Genomic DNA, 20,898 nt, shown 5'->3' with positions numbered 1-20,898 from the left:
TTCTGACATTTGTTATAATTACTGGTTTGCATTTCTGCATTCTTTTTTCTCACTCAGACCCTAAGTTGGATATCGTCTATGGAGCAAAATCCGCAGTCACAGCTAAAGTTGCTTGTTGCCAAGGGCAAAGAGCAAGGCTATCTGACCTATGCCGAAGTTAATGACCACCTGCCAGAAGACATTGTTGACTCTGATCAGGTTGAAGACATTATTCAGATGATCAACGACATGGGTATTAAGGTGGTGGAAACCGCCCCTGATGCCGATGAACTCATGATGACTGAAGATAATGCCGACGAAGACGCCATTGAAGCGGCGGCTCAGGCACTATCGAGCGTAGAAAGTGAAATTGGCCGTACCACCGACCCGGTTCGCATGTATATGCGCGAAATGGGTACGGTTGAGCTGCTGACCCGCGAAGGCGAAATCGACATCGCCAAGCGTATCGAAGATGGTATCAATCAGGTTCAGTGTTCTGTTGCTGAGTACCCGTCTGCCATCTCGCACCTGCTGGAGCAGTTTGACAAGGTCGAAGCAGAAGAACTGCGTCTGACTGATATCATTTCAGGCTTCGTGGATCCTAACGAAGAAGAGACGACTGCACCGACAGCAACGCACATCGGTTCTGAGCTCAGCGAATCAGATCTGGAAGACGAAGACAAAGATCTGGAAGACGATGACGACGATAGCTCCGCCGATGAAGATGACGGCAGCATCGATCCGGAAGTTGCACGCGAGAAGTTCAAAGAGCTGCGTGTGTCTTATGAAAAAATGGCCATTGCGATCAACAAAAATGGCCGTCATCATGCAGATACCGAAGTCGCCATTGAAGAACTGTCCGAAGTCTTCAAACAGTTCCGTCTGATCCCGAAACAGTTTGACCGCCTGGTCAGCTCACTGCGTGATTCCATGGATAAAGTGCGCACCAATGAGCGCCTGATCATGCGTATGTGTGTCGACAACAGTAAGATGCCGAAGAAAACCTTCGTTCAGCTGTTCAGCGGTAATGAATCTTCTTCTGCGTGGATTGATGAAGCACTGAACTCCGGCAAGCCTTATGCTGAGCGTCTGAAGAACTATGAAGAAGATCTTCGTCGTGCGACCACCAAACTGCGCATGCTGGAAGACGAAACCGGCCTGTCCATTGAGCGAATCAAAGACATCAGCCGTCGTATGTCGATTGGTGAAGCCAAGGCCCGTCGCGCCAAGAAAGAAATGGTTGAGGCGAACCTGCGTCTGGTCATTTCGATTGCCAAGAAATACACCAACCGCGGCCTGCAGTTCCTGGATCTGATTCAGGAAGGGAACATCGGTCTGATGAAAGCGGTCGACAAGTTCGAATACCGCCGTGGTTACAAGTTCTCGACGTATGCGACCTGGTGGATCCGTCAGGCCATCACCCGTTCGATTGCAGACCAGGCGCGGACCATCCGTATCCCGGTTCACATGATCGAAACCATCAACAAACTGAACCGTATCTCTCGTCAGATGCTGCAGGAGATGGGCCGTGAACCACTGCCTGAAGAACTGGCTGAACGCATGCAGATGCCGGAAGACAAGATCCGCAAAGTGCTGAAGATTGCCAAAGAGCCAATCTCAATGGAAACGCCAATCGGTGATGATGAAGATTCACATCTGGGCGACTTCATTGAAGATACCACGCTGCAGCTGCCGATGGATTCAGCCACCGCAACTAACCTGCGTGCGGCAACCAACGAAGTGCTGGCTGGCCTGACGCCTCGTGAAGCCAAGGTACTGCGGATGCGTTTTGGTATCGACATGAACACGGACCACACGCTGGAAGAAGTCGGCAAGCAGTTCGACGTTACCCGTGAGCGTATCCGTCAGATTGAAGCCAAAGCTCTGCGTAAACTGCGCCACCCAAGCCGTTCCGACGTGCTGCGCAGCTTCCTCGACGAGTAAGCAGATTAGTTTCTACGCCAGACGTTGAAACCGAAAAATAAAACGACAAAGCGGGCCATTTCAGCCCGCTTTTTCTTTGCTTGCAACACAGCGTGACCTGCCTCACATCCCTTGCCGCACAAGGGCTGAGCGATGATTTAACTGCCTAAGAAACAAACAAAACCTCCCTCAGGTCCAGTGGACTTTACTCTACCCTTCCCATATAATCACCTGCACATTTGGCCCCTTAGCTCAGTGGTTAGAGCAGGCGACTCATAATCGCTTGGTCCCCAGTTCAAGTCTGGGAGGGGCCACCAAATACAGAGAAGCCTGAGAGGTTAGTAACCACTCAGGCTTTTTGCTTTTTTTGCCCCGTTATAGCACCGTTATAGCAAATTCATCCGTCACTTTGCTTGCTCATCTTGAACTAGATATTGCTTTATGAAAAACTATTAGTAGGTAACATGTTGAATATCTAAGGAAGAGAAGTGTTCGAACTACTAAAGCCATATATTGCATTCCTATATGGCGCCGCTTACAACCTTCTCCAATCCCTTGATGCACTCGGCCTAGCGTCAACAAATTTTCTAGAATACGCCGAAGACGGAAGTATAGTAGGCAGCTATTGGTCTCCTACTGAAGCCAACCTCGCAGTCTTTATACTCTTATCTATCTATTTTCTCTTCTTAGTGCTGATGCTTCTCTTGGCGGGATATACTTTAGGACGTGTAAAAGGAGTATGGATCGCAATAGGTGTTATCGCCCTCCCCGGCCTAATGAATGTGTGGGGGTTGTGGCCAGATATTAACTACACACCTGAAAGCTATCACATAATGGGTACAGGCTCATTGGGTGGTATCAAGGGATATCTCGCCCTCGCTATGCTTGCTTGCTTAAGTGGGTGGTCGATTTTTGTAGTTCTAAACGACACTTTTTGCTTGGGTGAAAAATTTAAAGGCCTATTTGATCATGCTTGGTATGCGGCAGCACTAATCGCAGGTGTCATATTCATTTATGACACTGATGCAAACTCAGACTCAGTTCAACTCAATCAGGAAAGGCAAGTATCCAAAGAGTTAAGTAACTTCTTTCTCACACAACTAAAAGCGTATGATCAATACTGCGAATCAAATAACCTTGTGCACCTAGAGTCATGTAAATGGTCAGCGAGAATTCAAAACACACTCTACGACTATATCGGGCTCGCTACCCCAAGTTTATTTGCCAGCTTCGGGCCTAACAGTACAGAAGAGTTGTACAGAGTAAAAAATTTCGCCAATTCACATGAGATCAAACAGAAAATTAGGATAGAGGTGCAGCAATACAACGACCTCCTATGCCCATATACAGAAAACAGAGGCGTAACTACCTTCTCACCACGATCCGCTAAATGTATTATCACTCCGTCAACCTACTGCAACGCTTACCCTGAGGCTAGCAACACTCCAATAAAAGGGGTCTTTGTAAGGCCAGTCGCATTAGCTTCTGAATGTCTAATACCAACTTTGGTGCGTTCAAGAGAGATACAGGAAAGACTCAGTAACAAACTCGCCTCAGTATCTACCGCAAAGCACTACAGATGGATGTATCTTCTAGCGTTCGCCGTTTTCATTGGCGCAAAAATTGCCAATACGACAACAAAAGTAGTCGAAATGGATAGAAGAGAAAGTAAAGAAAAGCGGAGAGTGATAAAGCTAGTTTTATCAGGTGTTACAAACGCCCTTAAACTCATAGCTTCAGTTACTAGGCGGATACTTCAGTTCACCAAACACCTATTTAGCTTGTTGATTAAAATCCTAAAATACAGTTATTCACAGAACTCCAAGTAAAAGCGCATCTGTCTCTAGGACAGATGCCACTCGTTGGTTCTGGTGATGATGGTCTTGCCCTCCGAGGAGATGCCTTTCAGTACCTTCAAAAGCTCCTCTTCGCTATACATCGAGGTTTTCACAACGCCTGTTGCCGTATCGACGGCGAGTTCATAGTGTGGCGCGATAGCCTGCTCAATGCGTTTACAGAAAACACCGTCCATTAAGTCAGTGAACGTCTTCCAACAACCTTTGTCGGCTGCCGCATGGATTTCTGTCACCAACTTACTTTCGTCCATCATGGCCTTTAAACGGCGCAATTCGCGCCAAACTGTCACCGAACAACCGCCTAGTTGCTGAAACTGGCGAATGCTCCAGCAAGCCGCCCACGCATCCACCCTTGCCGCAGCGCATTTCGGGTCATCACCGTAGACACCTGCCTCAAGATTCTCACCATCGATGTTTTTAGAGATGTATTTAGCAATATAGCCTGTGGCAGACCCCTTATTCGGTTCTATCTTCACTTCGGTGAAACGGTGCTTATCTGCGCCGTTCTCGTCACCATCTTCGCGCATGGCGTAATCACGCATGATATTTATTAAGGTGTCATGGTGCAGAGGCTCGACAAACAACAATAAGTGCCAGTGCGGTGTGCCGTCATGTTGAGGTTCTACAACGCGAAAACCATAGAAACGTACGCCTTCTCGCTGCAACTTGGCGCGAACCAGTTTCCAGTTCTCATTGAGATAGGCTTGGGCTTCTGCTGGCGTATATCCTTGCCATTTAGGGTTATCATCGCCCGTGGTGGCATAGCTGCGGTGATACTTTGACGGGCAAGTAATGGTTAGGAAGGTGGCAACATGGCCTAGCTCGTTGGCGAGGTCTTCAAAGCCACGCGCACGAACCATCAACTCTGTTTTGCGGATTTTTGGGTCTGATACGCCCTTTTGCGAAAGCTCCAACAGGCTAAAGCTTTGGCCGTGTTGGTTGGTCATGACAGTATTTGAAAGATATTCCTTTTGATGGAATTTTTGTGCTGCCCTGGCGCTGAGTGTTTCGTCTGAGCAATAGATAGCTTTGCAGCGGTTCACTTCCCCAAGATGACGCATGGTGGTTTCTATGTTTGCTCGCAATGCCTTGCGAAGTTTACGCAGCCACCAAGACTTATCCGACATACGCTTTAAGCGCCCTTCGATCGTGTATTTTTTCTCTTCTGGTGGGGTAATACCATAGCTTAGGCAAAGCGCAGTCAGTGAAGAAAAGGTTTCCTCCTCGTTGCCCATCATGGCTCGACGAATCGACAACGCAGCATCAACCAGATTTTCGGCTTCTTCACGAAGCTCATCTTCTGACATGCTGAGACTAAGCTTTTCGAGAGGAACAGTGAGCTTTACCTTCAAGCTTTCAACCAGTTTACGCAGGTCGGAGTTCCTAGCCTGCTTGTTAGAAATTGCCTTGTAACGAATGAATAGAATCTTCTGTGCTTGGCGGGCAATAGGGAAAGGCGCTCTTTTACGAACGCCCTGTCATCCCAATCGATTTTCGCCAGTTCGCTATCAGGAATGGCTAACATCGAAAGCCCTCCCCGCAGGCGTGAGTTCAAACACATAGCGCTTGATGCCGAAAGGGTGAATAGTCCGATAACTAATTAACCCTTCACGGTATAGCTTTTGCACTGTTCGCGGGTTGAGTTTGATATCAAACCCTTTTGAGCCTACATACCCCTTTTGATTAACGCGATAGTCTGCACAAAACTCGAACCAATGCCCTTCCTGCATAGTTTTGATGATGTGTTGAAGGTGTTTGTTTAGCTTAAGCATGCTCACCTCCATCACAGACGAGATGAGTTTGTTTGCGGTGGCTATCAAGCCATTGGTCGAGGTCTTCTTTCAGGTAACGAACGGCGCGACCAATTTTGATAAATGGCGGTGCTTCGGTGCGGTTTCGGCGGTGCCCTTCCATGCGTGATTGACGCAGAAAGGAACGGCTCATACAGATATAGGCGGAAGTTTCTTGCTCTGTGTATGCGCGTTTATTGGCGTACTGTGTAGCCATAACGATATCTCCTTTTGTTCGTTCGGAGATACCGTAAGCGTCCCGATGGCATCGGGAGACTCATCGGGAATGTGGTCGGGAAGGTTTTTAGTTTTGGTTCTTTCTGACCTCTGCTATCAGGTTTTGAAAGGTCTTGTACTTGGTGATTCGTACCGCATCTTTCTGACCAAACCACTCGATTTCATCATTGTTCATTGTGCTAATCAGGCTATCTACATCTATCTGCTTGGCATCGGTTTGGTGATCCCGCTTTATTGCATTCCAAATGGTTCGAGCATTGGCTTCCCGATTACCAGCAAGCACAGTGCTTATCATGATTTTGATAGGATGCGTTTCAATACCCTCAACATTCACAACATTTGGGCTTTGAGGCGCATTCTTAGCGGCTTCCAAACCAAACACTTTGTTAACCGTTTCCAAATCAAACCGAAGCTGATCAAACCGAATCTCTAACGGTTTAATTGCCAATTCTACATCAGTACCGAGCAAGGCATCCAACAGGCCAGAGAAACCCTCTTTTTGCCACTCATCTTTCCCCGCTTTTGCTAATTGCTTTGCCCTCTGACCGTATACAGCCAGAGTACCAATCGACGCGAACGCCACAAAGGGGGCTAAAGGCTTATTCGGCAATGTGGTAACCGAGCCAAACCGAACAGATTTGGCTTTTGGGTAGTCCGTTGATGTACTGCGCCAATTGGAAACGAACTCAGGTTCAAGGATAAGCGTCCGGCTAATCTCGACCTTAAGCGACAAGAAGCAATCAATGGATTGCTTGGACGTAAGGCTTAATACCCCACGGTAGTCGAATAAGTTTGCCAACGCTGGCCTACTAGGTTCTTTACTCTGGATTTGAGCACCTAGCACTTTGGCATCCACCCACGCGCAGAGCGACAACTGGCCTCTTTCAACGGCATGAAGCAAATCACCTTTGGTTATAGGGGTAACATCATTGATTTCGTCTAAGCGGTAAAAACGTCTTTTTTGCATCCTTGCACTATTCCTAGCCTTTAGGCTTGTAAATCGAACGAGCCAAACCTTTAGGTTTATCCGCTTCGGTTAGAAGCCTAATATTTATGCGGCTTCGTCGGTTAACAAGCCGAACGTTTGGTTTTGATCGAAAGAGGTAACCTAAAGGTTAATCTGACCGAAGTTGGTCAGTTCAATGCTCCTTTCAATTCGGTTCAAAAGTCGACCTTCTAAGCCGAAACAACACTATACATCATAACGTTATGTTCCTATGACGTGTCACCTAACGACAAGTGATCTGGCTCGGATTCTCGTAGCGTTACATAACGTTATGCAATGATAATCGACAGGGATTGGATAAATGTCGGTGTAGGAAGGACTTTTAGGTTTGTAAGCCGAACAAGCTTAACCTTTAGGTTTACCCGATTTGGTTAGAAGCCTAGTGTTTATGCGACTTCGTCGATTAAGAAGCCGAATGTTTGATTTTGACTGAAGGAGGTAACCTAAAGGTCAATCTCACCGAAATGGCTCGGTTCAATCTCCCTTTCAATTCGATTCAGAAGTCGGCTTCAAAGCCGAAACAACACGATACCTCATAACGATATGTTCCTATGACGTGTAACCTATCGACAAGTGTTCAGGTTCGTATTCTCGTAAGGTAAACAATGGAATATTGGGAGTTACTTACTACCATTAACAGTAAATTTTGGGCGTGAGATTACAGACTCATGTTTACACTCAACACTTTCTTCGACAGAATCAACCTATAAAAATACAGACTAATAGGAATGTGTAAAGATGCAATTCAAAACTTGGTTAGGACAGTGGGAGCTATCGAAAGTCAAACTGAAAGGTCCCTTTCTTGACATGGAATGGCAACCCAAAGAAGCAGATAAAAATGCAGCTTGGGAGTTATATATTGAGTTAGCGACCAGAGTGACATCACAACCACTAATCGAACAATATGGGAACGAAGAGTCAGCATTAAAAAGTATTTACTCAATTTTCGACATCACAAGAACAGTAATAAAAAATAATGGACGTGGTTGCACAGAATTCACTAAAGTTGCAATAATCATTCTAAACCAAGTGTTTCGACCTTTCACTACAAAATGACATACAGTCATAAGTAATACAGACTCTATAGCAGAAGATAGCCTTATCGAATTTAGAGAAGAGCTAAAAGTATTACAAATGGAAATTTGCATTTATTGTAATATGCTCGCGAATATTGCAGGTGTTGAACATATCACAGAACATAACGTTTGAGGGTTTTCTATGACAATTGCATTTTTATCTCATTCTAGTAAAGATAAAGAATCATATGTTAGAAATGTTGCTAATTGGCTGCAAAAGGACAATATAATTTATGATGAATTCACTTTTGAAGAAGGTGAAAAATCAATAGATGAAATAATCTTAGGGCTGGAACAGTCTAGTCTTTTTGTACTATTCATATCTAACAACTCCTTGGATTCCGATTGGGTAAAACGAGAAATATCAGAAGCAAAAAATAGGTTAGACAAAAGAGAAATAGACAAAATATTCCCAATCGTAATTGATGATACCAGTCATGACGATAAACGTATCCCTGACTGGTTAAAAGAGTACAACTTAAGACCTGTAAAAAGGTCTAGTGTCGCGGCAAAAAAAATCCACAATAAGCTTCGTGAAATATCATGGTCAAAGCATCCAAGGCTAAAGGAACGTGATGAGTTATTCATAGGTCGACTTACTGAAATGGATGAGTTTGAACAAAGAATCCATGATTTTTTCAGTGTTAAGCCATTAAATATTGTCTGCTCAGGTTTTTCTGGTGTTGGACGCCGAAGGTTTATGTATGAGGGATTGAAGAAAACAGGCCTTGTAAGGCAAGGATATTCACCTTCAGTAATTTCAATTGATAGAAATGCATCAATTGAAGATTTCATACTTTCTCTAAATGACTTCGGACTCGTAGATTTTGGGGGAAATCTAGAGAATATGTCAGATATGAGCATTGACAAGAAAGTCTCACTAATTCATGAAATCATGGATGCAGCTAAAGATTGCAATGAAATATTATTCATAATTGATAACGGCTCTCTTATAAATTATAAAAGAGAGCTAAGCGATTGGTTTATGAGAGTTATAGATACATATGACTCTAACCGTCCTATTTTCTGTATAGCTTCGAAATATAAGGTATTATTTAAAAACAGACCTAAAGATAGTAAAACATTCTTCATAGAACTAAATGAGCTAAATGCGAAAGAAAGAGAAATGCATTTCAGCAAAATAGCCGGATTATATAACCTTGATATTACCCCAGATCAGTTTCATGATATTTGCGATTTACTGTGTGGATATCCAGACCAAGTCACATATGCGGCAGAACTACTTAAACATGACACTCAGAGTAGTTTCGCAGATAAGATGACTGTACTATCTCAATACAGTCAGGACAAGGCATCCGTATTACTTGCAAAGTATGAAAACAATAAAATAAAATCTGATTTCATACGAATGCTATCTAAGTTTGAGATTATATCTACAGATTTCATATTCTCCATATTACCAGAAGTGGAATACTATCCAATACTAGAAGAACTGGCCTCGGAACACATTGTCGAATTAATAGGATCTGATAGAGAAATGATTCGCCTAAATGACATTGTAAGAGATTACATATCTAGAAACAGAATAAATCTCGACCCAGCCATTCAAGATAAAATTTCAAAAAAAGTTAGAGAGACAGTTCAAAATGATGACTTATTTGAGATTGACTCTTCTCAAATGATCTTTGCCATTAAAGAAACACTTAAGAATGGAGGGGAAATAGATGAAAAATATCTTATCCCTACCCATTACCTAAGATGTATGAAGGATATGTATTATAATAAAGGGAACTTATCAAAGATAATTGATCTTGCATATAAAATACTATCCAAGGAAAGAAATATAGATGAAGAATCATCTCAAGATATACGATACTATCTATGTTTATCATTAGCAAAAACAAAGAACAAAAAGTTTCTAACTGAAGTTCAACATATAAAAGGTGATGAGCATAACTTTTTAATGGGCTTTTATTATCGACTTCAAGGAAGATATCAAGAGGCTCTTGAACGATTTAATAAAATAATCGATAATGTTTATGTCGCAGCGCGTGTCAAACGTGAAATAGTTCAAGTATATGTCCACTTAGAAGAATACGACAAAGCTCTTGAATATGCGAAAAACAATTATGAATCGAATCGAGGAAACCAATTCCATACTCAAGCCTACTTTAACTGCCTTATTAACTCTAATGATAACTCATCAAAAGAGGAAACATTAAAGACTCTTATCGAAAACTTAAGAGGAATTTCATCTGAACAGTCTAATGAAATGGCAGATATAGCAGAAGCCATATTCCTAGCAAAAATAAAGAACAACAAAGTCGCATCGCTCGATAAAATAAAAGACTGTGTTGATAAATATCCAACCATTCATTATCCATTACTTTCATACTGTGACATTGCTTTAAAATTTCAAGATATCGATGAGTTTAAGCTGGCATTAGATAAGCTTGAAAGTATCAAAAATGGACATGTATCTGATCGAACGATGAATAAGTATAGGGCATTTAATGCAGCTTTCGATAACGATTTAAATAAAGCACTATCTTTTATAGAGAGAGATTTATCACGATATCCTGCAGACAGTAGACAGCGTATGGAAGAGAAACTAGAATCATTAGCTAGAACCCGTTGATTATCCAGATAAAAATTAACAAATCAAGCTAACAGCCGCCGCCTTATGCTCTGGCGCTAAGTGAGCATACCTAAGGGTCATCTTAAGGTCGGCATGGCCTAGCAGTTCACGAACTGTGTTCAGGTCTACCCCCGCCATCACTAGTTTGCTCGCGAAGTGATGGCGGAGGTCATGAAAGTTAAAGCCTTCAATCATGGCGATTTCCAGCACAGTTCCCCATGTCTTTTTCACATCTGTGATCGCTTTCCCTGCCTCTCTCCCTTCAAACAAAAAGCGCGTAGTCGGGTTTTGGTCTCGCCACTTTTTCAGCACCTCAAACGCTTCATTGTTTAGCGGCATAGTGCGCGAGAGTTTTGATTTCGCATTGCTGGCTTTCACTTTGAGGAATCGCTCATCAAATGAAACATCCGTCCATTCAAGGCCGAGCAGTTCACCGCGGCGCAAACCTGTGTTCATAGCAAGAATCACTAATGGCTCTGCATAGTCAGCAAACGCCACATCATCCAAGCTCGGCAAGGTGTCATAGCCACGAATGATTTTATGCTGGTTGTTCGAACGTCGGCTTTCCCTGAGTTTCCAGTCTCTTTCTTTTAGGGCATGGCGCAGCCGCTTTTCTTCGACTTCAGTCAGGTAACGAACGCGGGTGTTATCGGCTTTAATTGCTTTTACCCTTCTCAAGTCGTGCGATTCAATCAGCCCCCAATCAACCGCCCTTGATATGGCACCTTTGAGCGTGTTCAGGGTGTAATTGATAGTCGCAGGTGCTCGCCCTAACTTACGTTGGCTTGTCCGCCACTTTTCGATTTCCCACGCCGTGATTTGCTCCAGGTCTTTATCGAGCAGGAATTTGAAGCTGTTGGTCAGATGGTTGATGATTTTGCGTGAGGTCTTTGGGTTTCTCGTGGTAAGAAAAGGTTCGTAACGCTCGGCAAGGTAGGTCGAGAGCTTAAGATGTCGGCGCCGCTGGTTTTCTTCCCGTGCAGCTTTTTTGATTTCTTGAACGTCGTTTCCTTTGGCGACTTCCCCTGCTTTTTCTCTGGCAAGGTCACGCGCTTGTGCTGGCGTGATTTCACTCGCTAACCCGAGCTTGTAGTTCACCTGCTTGCCATCAATGCGGTAATAGAGGTAGTAGGTCACTTTACCCGCTTTTGACATGAGTGCATGAAAGCCCGAAATTTCGGTATCATTGAGGCGTCTTTCTTCGAGAGTAAGCTGTTTGATACTGATGGCGGTGATCTTCTTTTTGATGGGCATTTTGGTCGGCTTCCTTGCGTCACGTTTTCCCCGTTATAGCATATTTATAGCAAAATCGTCATTTTCCCATGAACTTCAGTGAACATTGAAAAACAAATCATTATTATTATAATCTTGATATTTATAGTTTTATTTGGTTTTCACTGTTCATTAACGTTCACTGAAAACCATCAATTTCGTTACTCATAATCGCTTGGTCGACAGTTCAAGTCTGTCAGGGGCCACCAGATACAGAGAAGCCGGAACAGTGAAAACTGCTCCGGCTTTTTTCATTAAACAATTCATAGCCCTCATTTATAGTCATTTCGAGATCATATGGTTGTAGCCTCAAAACTATGTTAAAAAATTTACTGATAACCGACAAAGAAGTAACATATCCAAAACATCATTTCGGCTAACTATCATGAGTTTATTAGCAGGTATTCCAGATTTAAAATTAGATACCATAGTGCAAGAGGTTAAATATATCATTGATAAAGGGAACAATGAGAACAACCGAATAATATTTCTTTGTGGTGCAGAAAAAAGTGATAGAGAAAGCCTTCGAACATAATTAGCCTCTCCTTTAAAAAGACGAAACACCACATTTAGCCCATCATCGAAGTATCCTTTTTTCGCCACGTTATATTGAACCCAACACACTGACTTTCATAAGGATAAGACAATGATCGCGGTTCTTTTTAAAGCAACGGCTATTCACGAAAAATAAGCTCGACATTTCGATCTGGCTTAAGCATTGAAGCCACAGCTGATTCTCGCTGAAAGCTTTATTTCTGTAGAGCGCTTTCAATGCGTAGCCAGAAAATTTTCCCTCGATACCCTGCAGGGAAAACGAATCTACTCTGTTGCAATGGCAGCAGAATTTATCGCATCAATCTGATCAGAGTCAGGCTCATTTATGTTGAGGATAGAAGTCAAAGCGAGTGAGAGCGTGAGACACAATGACCGGGCATCGACTGACAATGGCTTCGATATCATTACGTAGTAACCAAGCCTCACGATCGTTCATGAATCAGCACACCCCAATATTTGTACCTGCCTACTTCATGAATACTCAGGTACTGTGCTGTGCGTCTTCTTCTTGTATTTACCACCGTTCTTTCGAAATGATTCCTGCTTTCTCTGATCTAATGAAATCTTCCTGTCAAAAATTTCTTCTCCGCTGCTGATTAACCACTGTTTGATACGAAGGGAAACCAATAACGCAACAGTTTCAGGTGCCATTTTTCTAGATTTTCTTGTCTTTATCTTGTTTTCCAACTTGATGACATCATCTTTGCTCAATTTATCATCATTGAAATCCGAGAGAGACGACTCAATTATACAGGTCGGGATTATCCAGTAATCTTTAATAAAATGAAATGGGTGCGGAATCATATTCTCTTGAACTTGCTCGTTTTTATCGGAGACACTGACTTCCGGTTCACATGTTTCAATAAAGAGATAAAAATCAGAATGCCGACACGTCAAGTGCAATGCCCCGCTCTCCACTTCGCTATCTTTTATTTTCTGTTTGTTAATTCGATGGGCTTCACGAGGTTTGATATCAAACTCACCCGTTTTGGTACACTTCACCTCAATTGAAAGTCCATTTTCGACACTTGCACAGAAATATACTTTTTTGAACTTTAAGGTGTTCGGTGAAATAAAATCCACGCCGATTTTATTGTTACACAGTTCGATGTACTTCATTCCATACAATTGGTTGTGATATGGAATATGTAAATCCACGACATCATTGTGACTGTATGGTTGTCCAACAAAACCTTTTTCGATGGACAATCTTGATTCGATAAACTTTGCTCTGACTGATGCATCGAAAACTGCCAGATGTTTCAATAGTTCAACTGCTTTAAGATCGCAGTCGAACAACAGTGTATTATCACCGCCCAACTGATTTACCTTCTTTCAAATAGCGACAGAAAGAAAATGATATACTTCTGCGCTTCACCTTCGCAATAAAAAATCCCAAAACCATTGCACACTTCGTTCTTCAAGCATGAGCCCAAGAATCAAAGTTCTGTGAAAAAAACAAGAAAGAGAATTCACTAAAAAGCAGGCATTCAATCAGAAAAATGCAGACAAAAAAGCGCCGCAGGTTTCCCCGCAGCGCTGACTTGGATGGTTTGGTTGAATCGGTTACAGGTAGTAACGCATCCCCAGAATCCACATGTCATCTTCTGGAACGTTAATATCGTTTCCTAAGTCAAACTGGTAGCCCGCGAACCCGACGAAGGTCGGTGTAAAGTTATATTCCGCCTGGAGCGCCATCTGACTGAAGATGGTGTCGTTGTTTTTGTCGTCGTCGACCGACTCGTAGTTCACACTCAGGTTGAGGCTGTTGGGTAAGGCATAGGCCAGCAGACCTTCAATCGCAATCGACTCTTCCAGCCCCTGGTTCATGTACTCGTTCATGGCATACACGACAGCAACGTACAGGCCATCCCCATAAGTCCCGTAATTGGCACTGAACATGTGCGAAACCGCCGTGTCATCAATGGCTGCCGTCTTCACATCGCCGGTGTTGTAGGCATAGTTCAGACCAAAGCCCATGATGGAATAGTTCAGCGCAATCTGGAAGCGCGCATCATATTCTGCGTCAGCACCAGCCAGTTCTTCACCGGTGGTTTTCCCTTGCCAGCCCAGGCCAAACGAGAACACACCCGCCTGATTGAAATTGTAACTATTCCGGTAGGAGATCATTCTCTCAGCCCGTGCAGTACCCAGCGGGCCCTGATCGTCATACAGGAAGTCGTTCGCAAACGCGATAGGCAAATCCGCAATGCCGGCGCCATCGTAATATGGAGACCACTGCGTGCCCACTACGCCGCGTCCATAAGCTTTGTGCGATACACCAATGTAACCCAGACGCGTGGAGAAGGTTTCCTCGCCGCCTTCCAGATAATTCAGTGCCCACTCGCCTTTTGCATCAGCGGTGAAGCCGTTTCCGATATCTTGTGTCGCAAGAAAGTTAATACGCGGTGAAACTTGCTGAACTTCAGTTTCACCCTCATCAGAACCGCCAAGCCCAACAGAAACATGTCCACCGATTGCAAAAGTGGTATTTGCTTCGTTATACAATTCCACTGCCAAAGCCTGCGATCCATAGAATGCAGCTGCCACTGCAATTGCCAAGTGCTTTTTATTCATATCATCTTCCATCTTTTGTTGTGTTTTTCTGCGCCGGTACTCAGCGTTATGACAATAATGTGAGCATTTGAAGCGAGCATTGATAGCGTAGTTAAGGAATTACATAAACGCATAAAATAACAACAACAAATTTATTCAAAACCTGTGTTATATCCCATTTGCGACCCACCCAACGCCAAATCATACCTCAGAGGAATTAATCGACAACTTCCAAAACTTGGCATGGCGCCGTGAAATTCGGACGAACAATGGATCTATTTGGGCTGGAAAGCAGATGCAGACGAGCCCGGACGGACATCTCTTTGCTTTTTCGTTGAACGCCTGATGTTTTACGGCTGGTGTTGTTCACACGTCAGTTCAGTCACGCGTTTGATATTATCCTTCAGCCGGACCATCACAGTCTGCGCCGTGAATCCCTTCGGCTGCCAGTGCCGCATATTTCGCTTTCACAAGCGCAACATAATGACTGAGATTTTTCTGCGCATGGCACGCAAAGTGCTGATCGGTAAGCTCAACATCAAGGATTCGGTCTAACCGGAACTCGCGGTAGTCGTGGCGCAACTGGCAAAAGGCAATCAACGTCCATTTGCCGCCCCAGTAGACCAGCCCCAGCGGTTCGACCGGACGCCGTGTCTGCCGCGATTCAACGTCCTGATAATGCAGAACAACAATATTTTTTGACTCAATCGCGGAGCGCAACCGGGCGCTGAAGACTTTCTGTTGCGGGCCGTGGTTAAAGCTTGAAACCAGGTATGGTGAATGGTCGTGCTGCTGTTTCAGATGCTTCGGCAGCACGGCTTCTATTTTGGCAATCGCAGACTTTGCATTCTCGCCGAGGTGTGTATCGGTCCAGGCATCTACCATTTTGCTTCCCAGCAAAAGTGCCGTGAGTTCATCATACGTGAACATCATCGGCGGAAGCGGATAATCGGCAATGAGATAGCCGATCCCCGCTTCACCCTCAATGGGAACGCCTGAACTCTGAAGATGCTGGATATCGCGGTAAATCGTCCGTTCTGACACACTGAACCGTTCCGCCAGCGTTTTTGCCGTGATGGCCAGACGCCGCCCTTTAAGCAAATTCACCAGCTGGAACAGACGTTCTGATTTATGCACGATACCAACCCTTCATTCCATTGTATGACCTCAGCCCGTACAGGCTGATTGTGACACCACTGTATGATGCGTGATGGCCACACTTGCTTTGTCAATCAACTGGTTGAGCTGCTGACAGACCGGCACACCCGAGAATGCCTCTGTGACCGCTTTGGCATGGGCCATCGATTCCCAGTAAATGATATCGGTATATTCCTGACTCTCACTGCCTTTTGTCAACGAACGGTACAACAACCCCGGTTGTTGCAGCACCCAGGCCTGAAATGCTTCATTCGCCGTCATGAAATCGGACTCTGAAACGCCGGAAGCCAGTTTGAATTGAACGATTTCGACTACATTTTGTTGCGTCATGTGATTTCTCCTTGGTTTGATTTCAAACGCAGTAAATCACACCGCTTTGTCAGGGAGTGTCAGTAGCTTGGATCAGACAGGAAAATAGATCGCATATCCGGCTTGTGGCCAGATCGCCGACTTTTCAGCAGCACAAACGATTTGATTGCAGTAGCGCCTGAATCTTGAAAACGCGCCAGGCATTTTGGTCAATTCAGGCGAAGCAGACAGGATGCAGCGGTTTAGCGTCGTTTCCCCAGCAGCAACAGGAATGATTTCACACCGAACAGAAAAAAGGGCACAGCGATCAGCAAAGCCCCCAGCGCCATCCCCTGATAGGCGAAACTTTCTGGCTCAGCATAATAGAAAGACTTGGTAAACATCTGATACGCAAGCAAGCAGAAATAAAAGCAACCAATCGTAGAAATGGTCGTTCCCAGTAAGCTTTTGATCTTAGACCACAGAAACTCATTATTCGAGGCGTTATTTTCAAGCATCGGACATTCTCTTCACTAAGCCTCAACAGATATAAGGCACCAGATCATTTCATGCGGAAAGCTCACGGATAACATTAAATATGCTGTGCCCTGATGTGCACTTGCTCGCATCGCCCCAAACCGGCTGATGTTAAGATTTTCCGCACGTCTCCTTCCCCTGCTACCAACACGCGTCATGAATCCGTCACGCTAAGATTCATGGCTATTGGAGGCGTTTTAAAGACCAGTCCGAAAACAACGCAGGAGCATCGCCCATGGACATCACCTCGCCGCATACAGCACTGCATCACACGCTTAACCAGCTGACGCCGGTTGACGATGAAGACTGGGCGCAACTTCTAATGCTGGCGCGCGAGGTCAGATACCGGGCCGGCGAAGCCATTTTTCATCCGGGAGACCGGACGCCGGAACTGCGCTTTATCAGTCAGGGCCTGGCGTGCCACTATTACATCAAACCAGACGGCACCCGGCGGAATAAGTCTTTTCTGCAAACAGCAGATGTCGCTTCAAGCCTGTCTTCCATGCATACCGGCGAACCGGCCCGTTTTGGCTGCGAAGCCTTGCTGGACACCCTGTGTCTGTCACTACCGTTTACGGCTTTCCGGCAGCTTTGCACAGCACATCCGGTATGGCAGTCGCTCAGTCAGGCACTGCTCACCCGGCTGGCTCTGAAAAAAGAATCCCGGGAAGCGGATCTATTACTGCTGTCACCTACAGAGCTGTACCAGCAATTCTGCGCTCAGTATCCGGCCCTCCATCAAACACTCCCCAATTACCATATCGCCTCGTATCTGGGCATTTCCGAAGTTTCGCTATCGCGGATCCGTGCCCGGCTCGGTGTCCAGAATGCTTATCAGCGGCACATGTAAAACAAAAATCAGGCCGTTTTAACCTTTGTTAAAGTGTTTCCCGCCCGGCAGCCTTAATGTTGCTCCTGTACCTATATCAAGGCCGTGAAACGGCAACAGGAGGACACATGAAACAGCAAAAACTGATCGGCAAAACCATTGTAATTTCCGGCGGCAGCTCTGGCATCGGGCTTGAGCTGGTCAAACGACTACAACCGGAAAATACGGTGATCGTGCTGGGACGGGATAAAGAAAAACTGGCACGGCTGGAAGCGCGGGGCGTGGTGACATTCAGCCTGGATATTGCCGAGAAAAATGAGCGCCATGCTTTGTTTCGCTGGCTGGATGATCATTACCCGAATTTTGATGTCCTGATCAACAACGCAGGCTGGAGCCGCCCGCACAATCTGGCAGCGCGGCAACCCGACAGCGCTGACCGTGAACCCGACCATGACGATGATCATGAAGACCGATGTGAAGATTACGAGCTGGAACTGCGCCATAATCTGGAAGCCCATATCGGCATGACCCTCAATGCCCTGCCCCGGCTGCTGCAACAACCCGGCGCCATGATCATCAATGTCACCACCGGGCTGGTGTACAACCCGAAAGCGGCTAATCCGTACTACTGTGCTGCCAAAGCCGGACTGCACAGTTTTACCCAGAGCCTGCGCGAACAGGTGAAAAATTACGACCTGCGGGTGGTGGAAGTCCTGCCGCCGCTGGTCGACACTCCTTTTCACCAGAACGGATTACCGGCTACGGTCCGGGCGATGACACCACAGTGCGTGGCCCATGAAACCATCACCGGATTACAACGGAACCACGATGAGATCCGGGTCGGCCTGTCGAAACTGGCTTATGTCCTTGGCCGGGTCACCCCCTCGGTCGGCTTTCATCTCGTCAACCGGCAGTAATAACTGACATCGCAGATACAGCCCTCTGAACTCAGTACAAACAACTGAACACAAATGAGGGCTGTCCGGAGAAAGCTTTCAGTGGCGCGCTGAATCATCCCTGATGCGCGTGCTCGTGCCACCGATCGCCATAAGGTGCACGGTAATCCGGCGTCGGGATCGACTCATGCAAATCAGCAGCAGCTTTCAGCGGCCCAATCACTGTCCGGTACGGCATCATTCCGGCCCAGACCGGCACATCCAGATCCGCCAGATCATCTTTCACATCTCCGTTGCTGATCTTCACCGACGCCTCGCTGAGCGGGATCCGTAACACCGACGTTGCAGCCAGCTCTCTGGCATTGCTCAGCCGGATTTCCTGCGTCCGCCCCGGGGCAATCTGCTCAATAAAATGATTCAGCAGGCGATCCTTCTCCAATGCATCTTCAACCGTTTCAAACTGACCAAAAACCACTGCAGAGCGGTAATGCGCACTGTGGTGAAAAGCGGAACGGGCCAGCACCCAGCCGTCAAACAGGGTGAAAGTCAGACAGCTCTGCTCCGCCTTTTTGAGCGCACGGATCAGGCGGCTGTTGTTGGCACCGTGAATATAAACATGCTGATCCACTCGCCAGGCCAGCATCGGGATCACCACCGGGCCCTGTGCCTCATTCACCGCAATATGTGCGATCAGGCTTTGATCGATGATCTGATACAGTTTTTCCTGTTCAACGGCAGCTTTGTGCGACGCTTTTTTGATCGTGGTTCTTGGTGTGGTCGATAACATAACATCCCTGCATTCAGTACATTTCAGATAATACGGGCAATGTACTGCGCAACTGGCCTGATTTTCAGAGCCAGTTTCAAACAAAAGGTGGGGCCAGTTATGCGCTGACCTGAACGACTTTCACCCGGCCCCGTATCAAAAACACACTCACAACCGACACCAAAAACGCCACAGTCAGCAACACAACATTGGTGTGCACGAAGGCTTCCTGAGAGCTTGAAATCGCTGGGTTCAGCAGCTGAGATTGCCCGGCCTGCCCCAGCGAACCAGAACCCAGCTGCGTCAGACTCGCACTCAGCAGGGAGCCATACAGCGCCACAGCCACAGCTTCGCTGCCCAAACGGAAAGTGTTCAGCAATCCGGCAGCCATACCGGTTTCATGCGGACCGACACAACCCAAAGCTTCCCCATCCACCAACCCGGCAGACATCCCCATGCCCATCCCGATCATCAGCAGCGACACAGCAATCATTCCGAAAGAATTGAGCGGCTCAACCGACACCAGCAACAACGCAGTACCCGTCAGCAGACTGCCCAGACTCAGGCACATCAGCCGGTCAGGGCTGATGCCTCTGGCGGCCAGTCTTCCGGCAATCAGCGGAAAGATAAGCACCGGCGAGGTCAGGAACAGCATTGTGAAACCCGCCTTTGAGGGCGGCATCTGCATGGCACCGGTCAGATAAGTCGGGAAGTAAGTCAGTAAAGCCACAAAGGTAAAACTCGCTGCCACAGGCACCAGCATCAGCCCTGAAAATCGGCGGTTTCTGAGCAGCGCCAAATTCAACACCGGTTGCGCTGACCGGCTGACCCTAAACACAAAAGCAGCCAGCAACAACACCGCCATCGCAGTACTCATCAGGGTTTCTAGACTGAGCCAGCCCCAGTCGGCACCCTGCGATATTGTCAGCATCATCAGCAACATCGTGCCGATAAAGAGTGCGGCCCCCGTCACATCTAACCTGCCGGTTCGCTGATTGGCTGGCAGATCCGCTGGTATATAGACACTGAGTATGAGCACGATGCATAAGACCCCGACATGCAGTCCGAAAATCGCCTGCCAACCCGACCATTCCAGCAATGCACCGGAGATCGTCGGTCCCAGCGTAATCCCCAGTCCAGCCGTCATACCAAAGAGCGCAAAAGCCCGGGTACGCTGGTGCCCCTCAAACACGCTGATCAGAATCGCACTGCCGCACGCGAAGATCGCAGCCCCGCCGATACCGGCCATTGCCCGGAACAGATCCAGCCACAGCACGTCCGGCGAGAACAGTGAACCGGCAGAAGCCAGCGCATAAAGGCACGCTCCGGTTATGAATGCGCGTTTCCGGCCGAGGCTGTCTGAAAGGGTGCCCCAAATCAGCGTAAAGCAGGCAAAAGTCAGGTTAAACGCATTGACCACCCACTGAAGACGGGTGGAGTCGGCCTGCAAATCTGCGCTGATAAAAGGCAGTGCAACGGCCGTCCCTGAAATAGAACCGGGTACGACAAACACAGCAAGCAGCACCGCTGCCAGAATGAAGCTGGGGTGTGGCGACTTTGTCTCAATCATCTTGC

General features: G+C 46.3%; 18 protein-coding genes and 1 tRNA gene. 7 read left to right on the top strand and 12 right to left on the bottom strand.

Annotated elements, in window-relative coordinates; genetic code table 11:
- The first annotated feature begins 78 nt into the window (after positions 1–78).
- The 3 genes from rpoD to SPK40_RS10405 all read left to right on the top strand — a co-directional run bounded on the left by rpoD (position 79) and on the right by SPK40_RS10405 (position 3,731).
- Positions 79–1,923: an RNA polymerase sigma factor RpoD gene (rpoD, locus tag SPK40_RS10415; RefSeq protein WP_248141498.1), complete on the top strand. Its 1,845-nt coding sequence runs from the start codon at positions 79–81 to the stop codon at positions 1,921–1,923.
- 220 nt (positions 1,924–2,143) lie between these two features.
- Positions 2,144–2,219, top strand: a tRNA-Ile gene (locus SPK40_RS10410).
- Between the two features lie 171 nt (positions 2,220–2,390).
- A complete protein-coding gene (locus SPK40_RS10405; protein WP_330960438.1) occupies positions 2,391–3,731 on the top strand; it encodes a hypothetical protein in 1,341 nt (446 codons plus the stop codon).
- Between the two features lie 14 nt (positions 3,732–3,745).
- Here the strand turns inward: SPK40_RS10405 and SPK40_RS10400 are convergent, their stop codons facing one another.
- The 4 genes from SPK40_RS10400 to SPK40_RS10385 all read right to left on the bottom strand — a co-directional run bounded on the left by SPK40_RS10400 (position 3,746) and on the right by SPK40_RS10385 (position 6,752).
- On the bottom strand, positions 3,746–5,065 hold the full coding sequence (locus SPK40_RS10400) for a replication endonuclease (protein WP_330960437.1): 1,320 nt from the start codon (positions 5,063–5,065) through the stop codon (positions 3,746–3,748).
- A 201-nt stretch (positions 5,066–5,266) separates the two neighbouring features.
- On the bottom strand, positions 5,267–5,530 hold the full coding sequence (locus tag SPK40_RS10395; protein WP_330960436.1) for a hypothetical protein: 264 nt from the start codon (positions 5,528–5,530) through the stop codon (positions 5,267–5,269).
- Complete coding sequence (locus SPK40_RS10390; protein WP_330960435.1) at positions 5,523–5,765, bottom strand: helix-turn-helix transcriptional regulator; 243 nt, start codon at positions 5,763–5,765, stop codon at positions 5,523–5,525. The genes SPK40_RS10395 and SPK40_RS10390 overlap by 8 nt, the downstream gene beginning before the upstream one ends.
- 87 nt (positions 5,766–5,852) lie before the next feature.
- On the bottom strand, positions 5,853–6,752 hold the full coding sequence (locus tag SPK40_RS10385) for a hypothetical protein (protein WP_330960434.1): 900 nt from the start codon (positions 6,750–6,752) through the stop codon (positions 5,853–5,855).
- Between the two features lie 777 nt (positions 6,753–7,529).
- Here SPK40_RS10385 and SPK40_RS10380 point away from each other — a divergent pair.
- Both SPK40_RS10380 and SPK40_RS10375 read left to right on the top strand, forming a co-directional pair.
- Entirely contained in the window at positions 7,530–7,847 is a 318-nt protein-coding gene (locus tag SPK40_RS10380) for a hypothetical protein (protein ID WP_330960433.1), read from the top strand.
- Positions 7,848–8,009: 162 nt separating this feature from the next.
- Entirely contained in the window at positions 8,010–10,466 is a 2,457-nt protein-coding gene (locus SPK40_RS10375) for a toll/interleukin-1 receptor domain-containing protein (protein WP_330960432.1), read from the top strand.
- Positions 10,467–10,481: 15 nt separating this feature from the next.
- On the opposite strand, the gene SPK40_RS10370 is transcribed toward SPK40_RS10375, so the two are convergent.
- The 6 genes from SPK40_RS10370 to SPK40_RS10345 form a co-directional block, all read right to left on the bottom strand.
- The gene (locus SPK40_RS10370; protein WP_330960431.1) at positions 10,482–11,720 is read right to left on the bottom strand and encodes a site-specific integrase; all 1,239 of its coding nucleotides are present in this window, start codon (positions 11,718–11,720) and stop codon (positions 10,482–10,484) included.
- A 1,044-nt stretch (positions 11,721–12,764) separates the two neighbouring features.
- Positions 12,765–13,613, bottom strand: a complete 849-nt coding sequence (locus SPK40_RS10365) for a hypothetical protein (protein WP_330960430.1) — start codon at positions 13,611–13,613, stop codon at positions 12,765–12,767.
- A 246-nt stretch (positions 13,614–13,859) separates the two neighbouring features.
- The gene (locus SPK40_RS10360) at positions 13,860–14,870 is read right to left on the bottom strand and encodes a porin (protein ID WP_248141500.1); all 1,011 of its coding nucleotides are present in this window, start codon (positions 14,868–14,870) and stop codon (positions 13,860–13,862) included.
- Between the two features lie 375 nt (positions 14,871–15,245).
- Positions 15,246–15,986 (bottom strand): helix-turn-helix transcriptional regulator, encoded by a 741-nt coding sequence (locus SPK40_RS10355; RefSeq protein ID WP_330960429.1) that lies wholly within the window; start codon positions 15,984–15,986, stop codon positions 15,246–15,248.
- A 30-nt stretch (positions 15,987–16,016) separates the two neighbouring features.
- The gene (locus SPK40_RS10350) at positions 16,017–16,337 is read right to left on the bottom strand and encodes a hypothetical protein (RefSeq protein ID WP_248141502.1); all 321 of its coding nucleotides are present in this window, start codon (positions 16,335–16,337) and stop codon (positions 16,017–16,019) included.
- Between the two features lie 221 nt (positions 16,338–16,558).
- Complete coding sequence (locus tag SPK40_RS10345; RefSeq protein ID WP_248141503.1) at positions 16,559–16,813, bottom strand: hypothetical protein; 255 nt, start codon at positions 16,811–16,813, stop codon at positions 16,559–16,561.
- Between the two features lie 254 nt (positions 16,814–17,067).
- Here SPK40_RS10345 and SPK40_RS10340 point away from each other — a divergent pair, with 254 nt between their 5' ends.
- Positions 17,068–17,682, top strand: coding sequence for a Crp/Fnr family transcriptional regulator (locus SPK40_RS10340; protein WP_330960428.1), 615 nt, complete (start codon positions 17,068–17,070; stop codon positions 17,680–17,682).
- Positions 17,683–17,789: 107 nt separating this feature from the next.
- Positions 17,790–18,578 carry an SDR family oxidoreductase gene (locus SPK40_RS10335; protein ID WP_330960427.1) on the top strand — a complete coding sequence of 263 codons (789 nt, stop codon included), beginning with the start codon at positions 17,790–17,792 and terminating at the stop codon, positions 18,576–18,578.
- Positions 18,579–18,672: 94 nt separating this feature from the next.
- Here SPK40_RS10335 and SPK40_RS10330 read toward each other — a convergent pair whose 3' ends face one another.
- The gene (locus SPK40_RS10330) at positions 18,673–19,344 is read right to left on the bottom strand and encodes a pyridoxamine 5'-phosphate oxidase family protein (RefSeq protein ID WP_330960426.1); all 672 of its coding nucleotides are present in this window, start codon (positions 19,342–19,344) and stop codon (positions 18,673–18,675) included.
- 97 nt (positions 19,345–19,441) lie between these two features.
- Positions 19,442–20,893, bottom strand: a complete 1,452-nt coding sequence (locus SPK40_RS10325) for an MFS transporter (RefSeq protein ID WP_330960425.1) — start codon at positions 20,891–20,893, stop codon at positions 19,442–19,444.
- Positions 20,894–20,898: the final 5 nt, after the last annotated feature.

Source organism: Photobacterium sp. 53610 (genome assembly GCF_036409375.1).
GTDB lineage: Bacteria > Pseudomonadota > Gammaproteobacteria > Enterobacterales > Vibrionaceae > Photobacterium.
Note: the sequence above shows the minus strand (reverse complement) of the source record. Positions and strands in the feature narration are given on the sequence as shown.